A 12,593-nucleotide genomic window follows, 5' to 3' on the forward strand; every position below is an offset into this window, starting at 1 on the left:
ATCTCGTCACCGTAAAGATACGGAGCAAATTTATCAAACCCTGTTAATTGCAATTGCTCTCTAAGGACAGGCTTTATGCGCCTGTTAAGTGTGTCTGCGTTTGTTTTCGTTACCCAAGGGCCGAGCAATTCTTCGCCAAACATGAACGTAGCATAGTTTTCAGCTAATCCTTCACTTACAATGAGCTCGCCCAAATTAACGGTGAAAACACTAGCCCTCACAGCGCGGTTTCTCTTAGGCCGCGTCTTTTGCATTTAATCCCTCCATAACAAACGACATAATATATTTTACCCGGGTAATATTGACTTTTTATTTTTACCCGGGTAAAATTAGCGGAGCATTCAGAGGAGGATCTACAGGATGAGAAATGATCAAACGCGCTTTTGCTACACGGCATTTTTGGGTGCGGGAGTCGTCGCCAGTGGTTCGTTACAGCACGTTGTTTCTACAGTGAAGGATACTCTGGATGACAGAAACCTCACACAGCTGCTTATATTTGACGATACCACAGGGAAGCAAATAGATGTTGATTTTCGTGGGAAGACAGATGACGTGCTCAAACGATTAGGGGAGCAGTTTGGCGACTTGCCCGGTACGGAAATGAATCACCAGCCTTCACGGCGGGTCGGTCGACCCAAGCTGGGGGTTGTATCCGGTGAGGTTACATTATTGCCAAAAGATTGGGAATGGCTGAAGAGTCAACCTGGAGGAGCGTCGGTAACATTACGAGAACTCGTTGGTGATGCTCGCCGTGTTGGAGGAAAACAGAGCAAGATACGAGAGGCACAAGAAGTAACATATCACTTTATGACAGCTATGGCCGGGAACTTCCATCAATACGAAGAAGCTCTGCGGGCACTGTATGCTGGTGATTTGGATCGTTTTTACCACTGCATCGATGACTGGGCACCTGATATCAGAAACCATATCAAAAGATTAGCCGCTAATGCATTCCCTGAAGGGAACTAATGAACGAAAGAATGTGTATGCGTAAAGAATTTAGAATAAAAAAAGGAACAACGAAAGGAGCCACACTATGACAGAATTTGAATTTAATTTACATCGAACCATCGCAACGTGCTGGCATGAGGTTCATACAGCGAGGCATTGAAAGCAGCATCGTCATGTTGAACCTCATGCGTTTTCGTGATGTTGCTCATTACACAGCCAATCCTGAACTAACACCGGAGGTCCCAATCAGCGGTGCCGAAGCTTTCAACCGCTATATCGAGCACACCCTCCTATTTCTCTGTGAAAGCGGAGGTGAAATCATGTTTCTTGGCGATGGCGGAGAGTTTCTTATCGGACCCGAAGACGAAAGATGGGATCTTGTCATGATGATCCGCCAGAGCAGCGCGCAGTCGTTTCTTGCTTTTTCAAGTCATCAAGACTACATGGCCGGTATCGGGCATCGGACTGCAGCGATCGAAGATTCACGCCTTCTGCCTATGACAGAACTTACAATACCGAATGAATTGGAGGAGAACATAATCATGAACATTCTGAAAGTCAAAAGCGTCGAATTGGCCTATGACAGTTTTGGTAACGAAAATGACGAGGCTATTATCCTAATCGCCGGGCTTGGAACCCAGATGATCCGATGGACGGATTCGTTTTGTCGGATATTAGCAGCGCGGGGCTTTCGCGTAATCCGCTTTGACAATCGCGACGTAGGTTGCTCGACGCATTTTAGCCATTATCCGACGCTGGATTTTGACGCACTGGCGACTGCTCTCATGTCGGGAAAGCGACCGGACATCCCTTACACTCTCGATGACTTGTCCAACGACGCTATCGGACTACTCGATGCCCTTTCAATTGACCAGGCACATTTCGTTGGCAGGTCGATGGGCGGAATGATTGCCCAGATTGCTGCCAGTGAGTACCCTGAACGGGTTTTATCACTCACCTCCATTATGTCCAGTTCCGGTAATCCCACACTTCCGCAAACTTCCCCGGATGTGATGGCGATGATGACTAAACCAGCGCCGAACCCATTTGAGGATGAAGCAGGATTTTTGGCGCACAGCGTCTCTTTTGCCAAACGTATCGCCGGCACCGGCTATCCGTTTGAAGAGGACGCATATCGGGCGCTCATTCTGGAGGAAGTCCAGCGAGCCTACGACCCAGGCAGTGTTGGACGACAAATTGCTGCGATCGCTGTCTCCGGTGATCGTCGTCCGCGGCTGGCGACCATAAAAGTACCAACACTTGTCATTCATGGGGTGGACGATCCCCTGTTCGTCCCGGCGTGTGGCGAGGACACGGCTTCTGCCATTCCGGGCGCTGAGCTAATGTTGGTTAAAGGCATGGGACACGACTTACCGCACCAACTGTACAAAGTAATCGCTGATGGCATAGAGCGAACGGCCCGTCGCAATTGACACGTGCTTCCTGAATAGCAACCAACTGGAGTCCCGCAGTGCCCAATAGAGCTGAGTAGGCCCAGGGGCGCAGCGCTTATTCATTGAACTAAACGGGACACGATAGTTAAAAATAAAGGGTTCTACATATTAGTTATGCATAATATGTAGAACCCTTTATTTTATTTGATTTCCTTAAGTTTAGGTTTTGATAATTTTCAGTCTAACACTTTATTTTCTTCTGACACTAATTAGATTTGGATGGTTTAGCAGGACCCGTAGATTCACCAGAAATCAACTCAGCTTCCAGCATTATCTTGTTCGATACAGTCTGGCCATTCATTATTTTCAATACATTTTCAACTGCGAGTCGCCCCATTTCTTCTTCGTTCTGCCGCAAATGAGTGAACGCATAACCAGACCCTAGTGGAGTTGGTGGGCTATCAAAGCAAATGATCGAAATATCCTCTGGAATCCGCAGACCAAGTCGTTCAACCGCAGTTCTAGCCAGCAGGGCAATATTATATTCCACGGCAAAAAGCGCCGTTATTGTTGGATTCTCTTGTAAATGAGAAACTAGCCGTGAGATATCGTGCTCAATATTCTCATCATTAAAGGAATTAGGTAATGTTGAGGTTAAATCACTAACCCACAACCCCTTATCCACAGCTATCCCCCGCTCCGCATGTGCTTGTATAAATCCCTCCACCCGCTCCTCAAGAGCCGTCGTATCCGCTGGAGGCGGAGAGAGAAATGAGATATGAGTATGCCCGAGATCAAATAAGTACTCCGTCCCTTTAAGCGCTGCGTGTATATTATCAGTACCGATCGAAGCGGCTGCGACACCTTTCAAATGGCGATCTACCAGAACTAAAGGAAAACGCCCGATCACCAATTTCAGAATCTCAGCATTAAAAAATTCACCTTGAGCCGGAAAAACAATCAGACCATCCACACCCAAGCTGAGCAGCTTTTGAATAGACTGTTCTTCGTTCTCCGGTATGCCAAATGTTCTTCGTAGAACGAGAAAACAATCATTATCACGGGAAGCCTGTTCCATTCCATAAATCAACCCAGTGCCATAACTGTTGCCAAAGTCGGTAATAATCAGACCAATCGTCTTTTCCTCATGGTTAAAGGAATTAAAAGCAATTCCATCGGAGGCCGTCTCAGGAGACATAGCTGATTCTATGTAATCGATTGCTGGATCAGCTACAAAAGAACCTCTTCCCGGTTTTCTCACAATCAAATGCTCGGCGGCGAGCATTTCCAGAGCTTTTTTACTCGTAATCCGACTTACATTATAGGTTTCAGCCAGCTCTTTTTCTGAAGGAACTCGCTCCCCTTGTCCATAGGATTTATTAACAATAAGCTGCTTCACTTCATCAAATATTTTTTCATACATCGGTTTGGATGATGTCGTCTCATTCATAACTTTCGTTATCTCCTGACTCTAATTTTTTCATCTTTACATATAATAATATATCATGATATATTAAGTTTGTCGACATTTGTACTGAAGCAATTAAAAAAGAGGGAGGAAGGGTGCATAGTGTAAAGTGGAAAAACTCTAATATTCGTATAGAAACAGAGATAAACCGTATTCAAAGAATACGGTTTAAGAGAGGCTAAGTAACAAAGCTCTGAATAGACTCCTTTAATTGTCGAGCTCCCATTCTGGATTCCATGCGACTTCCCACAAATGCCCATCGGGGTCCATAAAGTGACCGGAATATCCTCCCCAAAAGGTATCATGTAAAGGGTCAACGATCTTCGCACCAGCCTTTTGAGCTAGCTCCATAACCTGATCTGCTTCCTTTTTACTTCCTACATTGTGGCCAATCGTTATTTCTGTTGAACTGGCTGGGGATAATGGAACCTTTGCCTCATAGGCCATATCTTTCCGATTCCAAAGAGCCAGCTTCAAGCCTGCCTGCAAATCAAAAAAGGCAACCGCTCCATGTTCAAACTCTTTGCCAATGATCCCTTCGGTCGGGAATCCTAATCCATCCCTGTAAAAAACCAAAGCTCTCTCCAAATCATCCACGCCTAGTGTTATTACTGTAATTCGGGGTTTCATCTATATCAAGCCTCCTATTTTCGCTTCGTTAAATTGTACGAGTGCGCTCATTAATTGTGTTCAGTACTTCTTCCCAAAACGTCTTCATCTGCTCTCGCATATCTGGATGGTCCATTTTCTCTTGATGAGATCTATTATATTCTTAGATAATATCAAACCACATTCCGCTTAACAAGTTTTTACACTTTTGTACATTTGTTCTTTTTTCGACCATAAAAAGCTTACACAGGTCTATCGTAAATGGCTGTTCAGATTATATAATAGAGACTATCTGGTATAGAAAGGAAGTTGATTTTTTATGAAATTTGATGATTACCGCTATGAGCGACCGGATGTAGAGAAGTTTAAGCAAGACTTTAACACCCTGCTGAAAGATCTCAACGACACATCACCATTAGAGGTACAAAAAGCTTCCGTCACTGCCATTAACAAGCTTCGCAATGAGTTTGATACTATGCAGACATTGGTTAGCGTTCGCCATTCTATCAACACGACGGATGAATTTTACAAAGCCGAACAAGAATTCATGGACGAAATCGGGCCTGTCGTTCAGGAATACATAACCGACTACTACAAAGCACTCGTACATTCCAAATATAGAGCCGAGTTTGAAAAGGAATGGGGTGCGCAGTTACTCCAGCTTGCTGAAGTTTCGCTGCGGACATTTAGTCCGGAAATCATTGAAGATTTACAATTGGAGAACAAACTTTCAACAGAATACTCTCAGCTTATCGCATCCGCCAAGATTCTTTTTGAAGGTGAAGAGCGTACACTTCCTCAACTCGCACCTTTCGAATTGTCTACAGACCGTGATATGCGTAAAAGTGCTTCAGAAGCTCGTTTTGGTTTTATGTCCGAACATGAGGCTGAGTTTGACCGTATCTATGACGAGCTGGTTAAGGTCCGTGACCGCATAGCTAAAAAGCTTGGATATAGCAACTTTGTTCAGCTAGGGTATGACCGAATGATGCGTACCGACTATAATGCTGAAATGGTTGCTAATTTCCGCAAACAAGTTCTTGAATATATCGTACCTGTATCCCTGCAATTGAAGAAACGTCAGACTGAACGCCTGGGTCTCGATGATTTGAAATATTACGACGAGAACTTTAGCTTTAAGACCGGGAACGCTACCCCTAAAGGAGATCCAGACTGGATAGTAGCTAACGGTAAGAAGATGTACAAGGAACTTTCCCCTGAAACGGATGAATTCTTCACCTTCATGCTGGATAATAATCTGGTGGATTTAGTAAGCAAAAAAGGAAAACAAGGCGGCGGATATTGCACCTATTTCAGCCAATACCAAGCCCCTTTTATTTTCTCGAATTTCAACGGAACCTCTGGGGATATTGATGTCTTAACTCACGAAGTGGGTCATGCGTTCCAGGTTTATGAAAGCCGCAATATTAATGTGCCAGAGTATGCTTTTCCAACCTATGAAGCATGTGAGATTCATTCCATGAGTATGGAATTTTTCGCTTGGCCTTGGATGAATTTGTTCTTTGAGGAAGATGCGGATAAATACCGCTTCAATCACTTATCTGACAGCCTTCAGTTTATTCCTTACGGGGTATCTGTCGATGAATTCCAACATTTTGTTTATAGCAACCCTGAAGCAACCCCTGCTGAACGTAAGCAAGCTTGGAGAGACATCGAGAAGAAATACTTGCCACATCGTAATTATGAAGGTAACACTTATCTGGAACAAGGCGGTTTCTGGCATAAACAAGGCCATATCTTTGCCTCACCGTTCTACTACATTGACTATACACTAGCACAGCTATGTGCCTTCCAGTTCTGGAAGCGTTCGAACGAAGATTTCAAATCTGCTTGGAGCGATTATTTGGAGTTATGCCAAGCTGGAGGCAGCAAGTCTTTTATAAAACTGGTTGAACTTGCGGGTCTGACTTCACCATTTGAAGATGGCTGCATTAGCTCCGTTATTGGGGATATTGAAGGCTGGCTGAACAGCATTAATGATAAAGAGCTTTAATCCATTCTCTGTTAAGCTCATCATAAAAAAGCAATCCTTGCCTTATGGCTTGGATTGCTTTTTTTAATTGAATTATCCAACTTCACCCATATATATTATCGATAACGAATCAATAAATCTATGGGGTAACGCCCCGCATTGCGACCATATAAGGCTATGCCTCCGCCCTCTGCTTGAAGCTCTAAGCGGAAACTACGATTGCGATCTAGTTTAGCTGCTAACTGCCCTGGTACACATACCTTGCATAGATAGCCGTAAGAGCCAGCCTCATCCAACTTATTCGCTATTGGCTGATAATGCCAAGACAATACGCCCCGGCTGTCTGCAGGATCATCCGGCAAATAGAAGGAGCCAATCTGTTGACCTTCTACCAGAACATTCACACGTGAAGGATGACGTCCTTCATCGGTCATGTAGTAGGTATTCGGATTATACTCCACCCTGGCATCTGCTCCGTGCATAAGATCAAGTCCCATTTCATTTTGCTTTGCACCTTCAACATTTCGAGCCAACACTCGCTTAGCACTGGCTTCGAACATAATTTCGATCTCGCCAATCATCTTTTTCTCCATACCATCTGGAAGAGCTACATCATATACATATTTGCCTTGACCTGCCCCGTTGATTTTTGCGCGTTGAATAGCTTCCCATTGTTGTTCAAAGTTGTGTTCTTTATAGGCATCCACAGGGATACTAATACAATCTCCATCCCCTTCAAACCTCCCCCCCTGATTACCGCTTCTAACATCAAACGTAATGAAGTTGCGAGTGATTACCTCTCCCTTATTATTTATTAAGGAAACTGCCAGCACTGCAACTGCATCCAGATCAGGCATAATGACATGCAGTGAGGGTAAATCTTCTACTCCATATCCGTCCCAATTTACTGACATATGCTCACTTTGTGCAACAATTCGTGTTCCCAAATTGTCGTACCAAAGTTCCCACTTCACCTGTAAATGCTGTCCATGATATTTATCTGAGAAGCTGGAACGAAGGAGCGGAATTTTAACTTCATCCTTTGCGCTTATTGTCTGGCATGGCGGTGCATCGATCACGATGAAGTCCGGAGAATGCAGATTAGAAATCGTCATACCGGGAACAAAGGCATCATAACCAAAATCTTTATCGCTGCCGTCTAACCGATAATAACCATTGAACTCGTTCGTAACATCGCGAAATTCGGTAAATACGAAACCACATAGCTTATCATGCCGCCGGAATTCATTCATCATATAACGGTAATGCCATGCTAAATCACTGTCCCCTGCACCACCTTCAATACCCCACACATTACCACATTCGCTGTTCATTAACGGGGCATCTGATTGTACATTGCCTCCGATACAGTTAAAGTCTGAACCCGGAAATGTTTTAGCTACAACCTCGTTCAAATGGTCACGAAGCTGATCATAACCGTTAATGTAGAAATGCCAAGTATTGATATCAGACTCCACATGATCATAGTTGCAAGGGGAGTTATCTTCAACGATTCTTGTTGGATCAAGCCGTTTAGCCCAGCGATATTTTTCCCGAACCCATTCCTGTGTTTCTTTTAGATAACTGGCCTGCTGCTGTACATCACTCGTCAGACTAGTGTCCTGAGCGTTCGTTTTCAAGCCCCATGTCTCGTTAAACATTACCCAAGAGAAAATCGATGGATGATTATAGTCTCGTTCAATAATCTCAAGTGCTTCACATTCATACGCGGAACGCGCTTTTTCATCCGGATTTCCCCAAAAGCAAGGCATGTCTTCCATCACCAGAATACCCAGCTTATCCGCCCAATATAGTTTGCGTGGTTCCTCTGGCTTGATATGAATACGCACAAAGTTCAATCCCAATCGTTTCATTAAATAGATTTCATCCCGCATGTCTTCATCAGACGGATAAGTGAAATACCCCGTTTTGTGATAAGACTGGTCAAGGGTACCATTTAAATAAATCGGCTTACCATTAAGAGTAACCCAGCGATAACCACGCTCATCAAAGCGAACAGTTTGGATTTCTCGAATTCCGAAATAGGTGCTGACTGTGTCTGTGCCAAAAGATCCGCTAAGTTGTAGTTCGCCTTCGTACAAATAAGGTGTATCTGGACTCCACAATTTTGGATCGGTAATATGAATAGAGAGCTTAAATTCATTCTCCCCTGCGATAAGATCTATTTTTTCAGTATGCAATATGGAATGCTCTGCGAATTGCAGCTTGAACTCTGCCGGACCAGTTTCTTGTGCAAAGATTCTTGTAGTCACGTTCACTTGCCCATCAATAGTGGTCACAAACTTAGCATCTTTCATATAAGTCTGGGGCCGAGATTCTAGCCATACAGGCTGCCAGATTCCGCGAATTTCTCCATAACCCTGTTTGCCACGCGCTTGGTAATCATGATCGAAGTCCTCAACTCTAACGACAATTATATTGTCTAAATCTTCAACCCAGTACTGCGTAACTTCAAACTCAAACGAACCATATCCACCTTGGTGTGAACCAACATGCACTCCGTTTATCCAAACATCACATGAATAATCTACTGCCCCGAATCGCAAAAATAGTCGTGTCTGTGAGTCGATAGGCTGCCATTTTAAGGTCCGCCGATACCATCCTATCCCTTTATGATCACTGCCAATACCGGATAATGGACTGACCCAAGAAAATGGGACAGTAATCCTCGAACTGTAAGCGATTTCAGAATTGGAATACCAATGATTACTAATTCCTTCATTGCTCGGATCAAAGCTAAATGACCATTCCCCATTCAAATTCATCCATTCGTTGCGCTGCCAATGTGGATGCGGATGTTCGGGACGAGGAATCGGAAGACTCTCAACATTGAGTACGGAGGTTGTCATGATATGACCACAGCCTTTCAAAATAAGAAGTTGAGCTCATTTTAGCATCAGTATATAAAATTTGCAATGTATATTATAATTTTACAATATAAACTCTTCAGTGTACAATATCCTCAACCTATCCTAACGAAAAGGAATACAACCCATGAATGATATTTCGCAAGAAACGATACGGTACCCCGCATCACGTATCTTAGATGTTGCTAAAGCACTTTCTGGAGATGTCAGAGTCCGCATTCTTGAAGCCCTTGGTGACAAGCCCATGAGTGTCAGTCAATTGGCCGAGACACTTGGCGTAGCTCAACCTACAATTTCAATCAATGTACAGACCCTAGAGCAAGTTAACTTAATCTCATCTACACCAGGTGCAAATCGCGAGAAAATATGCGCAGTCACCTGCCGGTCCATCCATCTCGATCTCCCCTCGAAGCTAGGCGATGGGCTGCATCAAACAGAAGAAATACATATGCCGATCGGGATGTTCTCCCACTGTTCTATTCAACCCTCTTGTGGTATGGCTGGAAAAGACGGCGGAATCATCGGTTCACAGGATGATCCACGGGTATTCTATATGCCTGAACGAGTTGATGCATCTCTCTTATGGTTCGCTGACTCCGGCTATGTCGAATACTATTTTGCCAATCCACTGCCCCCTGGCGTTGAGCTAGATGAGATTCGGATTTCGGCTGAGGTTTGTTCCGAAGCACCTGCATTCCGCGAGGATTGGGCAAGCGACATCACATTAACTTTAAATGACCTGCATGTCGGTACTTGGACTTGTCCATCAGATTTCGGTAACCGGAAAGGAAAGTTGACACCCGAACGTTGGAAGAGTGGTACTGAATATGGAATGCTGACAGAGTGGAGTATCTCTGAACATGGTAGTAAAATTAATGGGATTGCTTCATCCCCTACTACAATTAGCTCACTAAAGCTGGCATTTAATGAACCCATTCGTGTACGCTTTGAGATTCGCGAGGATACCCTCAATAGACGAGGACTTAATCTATTCGGAAGTGGTTTCGGAGACTACTCACAGGATATCATCCTGTCGTTTGTGCGTCGTTCAGTATCGGGTACATGATAACACGTAAGAATTGCACACCTGAAACCAGAGTAGATCGAAAGCTTCAGGTGTGCCAGTGGACAATGTTTTCTTTACACACCAATTACTTACGCTTATCTTCAGCTTTTTTGATATTCTCAGCCACTCTAAATTTCACGATCTTACTAATTAATTCATAGGGCATCGGCTGATTAAGAGGGAATTGAACGGATCCTTTTGCTCCTTTATAGACTGATAATTCTTCTCTAAAAGCATCAATCCCATTAGGCGTTGGATAAAATCCAATATGGTTTTTGAAAACAGCAAAATGCACCAGATTTCCGTGCAGTTCAAAAGTAGGCATCTGATAACTAATCTTTTCTTTTGCTTCAGGTGCCGCTTCCTTTATAACTTTTCTTATAGTACTAAGCATCTCCTGAATCTCAAGTGGAAACTTAGAAATATAGTCATCGATTGATTCATACGTAATTTTGCCTTCCACGTTAAGTCCCCTCTCTGTTATAAGTTTATTTAACTTCGATGAAGTGCTGTCAAAGCCTCAGCTTCTGTATTCTTGAACAATATTTTATTTCCTTGATTGCATTCGTAAATAAAATCATTCAGACTTTTACTATTATAGCCAGTAAATTCTCCTACAATAGCAACTCGCATCTGATAGTTTGTATATTTTTGAAGAATCTCTCCGGCAATTCCCGTCTTTAACTCAAAAAAATCATCCGTGATTTGCTCTTTTTTTAGAATCATCTTATCGCATTCTTGATATCTAACGTTTGCCATTAGATCCAATGCATCATTTACATTATGGATTACGATACCCCTACTTGAGATTAAAGCTACTGTTGAATTGTCTTTGCGGTTTAATGTGATTTGCATTCTAAATGGCTCCTTTTTCAATTAGAAACTCCTTAACGTTGTGGTTGCCTTGTTGGATGGCTACAGCTAATACTGATTCGCCACCTTCAATTTTAGCATGGATGTCAGCTCCGTATTCAATTAACAAACGGATCATCTCCACATTATCCGCATGAAAAGCTGCAGAATGCAAGGCAGTATGTCCACCGCTATCAAAAATATGTGTTTGAGCACCCTTGTTCAATAGCAGTTGGATAACACCCATATCCCGCTCCCCAGCAATTGCAGCATGAAGTGCAGTATTAGAAGGAATGAAACTAATCTTGGAATGGGATACTGCATCAACCTCAGCACCATAGTCTATCAATACCTGCACCGCTGCTTCTTTACCGAAATGTGCTGCATATCCCAAAGGAGTAAGACCTTCGCTATTTTCTGTATTTGCAAGAGCCGGATGGAATTCTAAAATTTCTGTTAGCCGTGCAGCATCGCCATGTTGTGCCGACTGAAAAACTTCATTAATACTTTGCCGTAGTTCCATTAGATTTCGCCCCTTTTCAATTGATGAAGAAATGATTTAGCTTATTTTTTCTGGATAGTTAAGCCATTCTCCTGCTAACAAGGAGAAACGACGTTGTCGTCTTTTAAAGACGATAATCATTTCTCGTAAAAATATAAGGATAATGTATAGCGTGAAACTTATACTTTCAACTATTTCAAAACAATAGCAAACATAAAAAACAATACAATTTTATTGTAAATCAATAAATTAAATGCTAAAATCATGAAGTTATTAAATAAGTGAGGTGTTTTAAATGAATGTTAAACGAGGTTCAACCACTTTCTTAAAAGTAATTATTTTTCTGGTTGGAATTGCAGTGCTTGCTTTGTGTATCTGGTTGCCTGAGATAGCGGTAAGAGATGCAAGAGTACATCCAGATACGACTTACTTCCTGATTCCCTTTTTAGTATGTGCTTACGGATTCTGTATTGCGTTTTCTGTTGCGCTGTACCAAGCATATAAACTATTAAACAACATCGAAAAGAACAATGCTTTCTCTGAATTATCCCTTCAATCTTTGAAGATCATAAAGAAATGTGCTTTTACAGTCATTTTCCTCATTTTGTTAGGAATAGTAAGCTTAAGGGTGCTTGCTAAAGTTACAGATAGTGATGATGCAGCGGGTCCTACATCATTATGTCTAATGGGTCTTTTAGCAACAAGTATCATCGCAGCCATTGTGGACGCACTTCAAAAGCCATTAAAAAATGCCCCCGATATAAAGCAAAAAAATGTATGATTAACGGTCAAATATCAACATTAGAATTTAATTTAGCCTAAAACAAAAGAGTATTCAATTCGAAGGTTATCGAATGAATACTCTTTTTT

The 12,593-nt window shown here is 42.7% G+C and carries 11 protein-coding genes and 1 pseudogene; 5 read left to right on the top strand and 7 right to left on the bottom strand.

Annotation, left to right across the window (positions count from 1 at the left end; genetic code table 11):
- A pseudogene (locus UQ64_RS14405) lies at positions 1 to 203 on the bottom strand (DUF2268 domain-containing putative Zn-dependent protease); the annotation flags it as partial.
- A 157-nt stretch (positions 204 to 360) separates the two neighbouring features.
- On the opposite strand from UQ64_RS14405, the gene UQ64_RS14410 reads away from it, so the two are divergent.
- Positions 361 to 969: a DUF2239 family protein gene (locus UQ64_RS14410; protein WP_060624160.1), complete on the top strand. Its 609-nt coding sequence runs from the start codon at positions 361 to 363 to the stop codon at positions 967 to 969.
- A gap of 155 nt (positions 970 to 1,124) precedes the next feature.
- The gene (locus tag UQ64_RS14415) at positions 1,125 to 2,384 is read left to right on the top strand and encodes an alpha/beta fold hydrolase (protein ID WP_245237969.1); all 1,260 of its coding nucleotides are present in this window, start codon (positions 1,125 to 1,127) and stop codon (positions 2,382 to 2,384) included.
- A 226-nt stretch (positions 2,385 to 2,610) separates the two neighbouring features.
- On the opposite strand, the gene UQ64_RS14420 is transcribed toward UQ64_RS14415, so the two are convergent.
- Both UQ64_RS14420 and UQ64_RS14425 read right to left on the bottom strand, forming a co-directional pair.
- Positions 2,611 to 3,795, bottom strand: a complete 1,185-nt coding sequence (locus tag UQ64_RS14420; RefSeq protein WP_060624161.1) for a GntR family transcriptional regulator — start codon at positions 3,793 to 3,795, stop codon at positions 2,611 to 2,613.
- 225 nt (positions 3,796 to 4,020) lie between these two features.
- On the bottom strand, positions 4,021 to 4,443 hold the full coding sequence (locus tag UQ64_RS14425; protein WP_060624162.1) for a VOC family protein: 423 nt from the start codon (positions 4,441 to 4,443) through the stop codon (positions 4,021 to 4,023).
- Between the two features lie 298 nt (positions 4,444 to 4,741).
- Here UQ64_RS14425 and UQ64_RS14430 point away from each other — a divergent pair, with 298 nt between their 5' ends.
- The gene (locus tag UQ64_RS14430; RefSeq protein ID WP_060624163.1) at positions 4,742 to 6,436 is read left to right on the top strand and encodes a M3 family oligoendopeptidase; all 1,695 of its coding nucleotides are present in this window, start codon (positions 4,742 to 4,744) and stop codon (positions 6,434 to 6,436) included.
- Between the two features lie 95 nt (positions 6,437 to 6,531).
- Here the strand turns inward: UQ64_RS14430 and UQ64_RS14435 are convergent, their stop codons facing one another.
- On the bottom strand, positions 6,532 to 9,285 hold the full coding sequence (locus UQ64_RS14435) for a glycoside hydrolase family 2 protein (protein WP_060624164.1): 2,754 nt from the start codon (positions 9,283 to 9,285) through the stop codon (positions 6,532 to 6,534).
- A 145-nt stretch (positions 9,286 to 9,430) separates the two neighbouring features.
- Between UQ64_RS14435 and UQ64_RS14440 the strand changes: the two genes are divergently transcribed.
- The gene (locus tag UQ64_RS14440; RefSeq protein ID WP_060624165.1) at positions 9,431 to 10,369 is read left to right on the top strand and encodes an ArsR/SmtB family transcription factor; all 939 of its coding nucleotides are present in this window, start codon (positions 9,431 to 9,433) and stop codon (positions 10,367 to 10,369) included.
- An 85-nt stretch (positions 10,370 to 10,454) separates the two neighbouring features.
- On the opposite strand, the gene UQ64_RS14445 is transcribed toward UQ64_RS14440, so the two are convergent.
- The 3 genes from UQ64_RS14445 to UQ64_RS14455 are packed head-to-tail and all read right to left on the bottom strand — an operon-like array spanning position 10,455 to position 11,744.
- Positions 10,455 to 10,832 carry an iron chaperone gene (locus tag UQ64_RS14445; protein ID WP_060624166.1) on the bottom strand — a complete coding sequence of 126 codons (378 nt, stop codon included), beginning with the start codon at positions 10,830 to 10,832 and terminating at the stop codon, positions 10,455 to 10,457.
- Positions 10,833 to 10,861: 29 nt separating this feature from the next.
- The gene (locus UQ64_RS14450) at positions 10,862 to 11,224 is read right to left on the bottom strand and encodes a DUF4180 domain-containing protein (RefSeq protein WP_060624167.1); all 363 of its coding nucleotides are present in this window, start codon (positions 11,222 to 11,224) and stop codon (positions 10,862 to 10,864) included.
- Between the two features lies 1 nt (position 11,225).
- A complete protein-coding gene (locus tag UQ64_RS14455; protein WP_060624168.1) occupies positions 11,226 to 11,744 on the bottom strand; it encodes an ankyrin repeat domain-containing protein in 519 nt (172 codons plus the stop codon).
- Between the two features lie 274 nt (positions 11,745 to 12,018).
- Between UQ64_RS14455 and UQ64_RS14460 the strand changes: the two genes are divergently transcribed.
- Positions 12,019 to 12,504 carry a DUF2975 domain-containing protein gene (locus tag UQ64_RS14460; protein ID WP_060624169.1) on the top strand — a complete coding sequence of 162 codons (486 nt, stop codon included), beginning with the start codon at positions 12,019 to 12,021 and terminating at the stop codon, positions 12,502 to 12,504.
- The last annotated feature ends 89 nt before the right edge of the window (positions 12,505 to 12,593 follow it).

Source organism: Paenibacillus etheri, assembly GCF_001012825.1.
Classification (GTDB): domain Bacteria; phylum Bacillota; class Bacilli; order Paenibacillales; family Paenibacillaceae; genus Paenibacillus_AQ; species Paenibacillus_AQ etheri.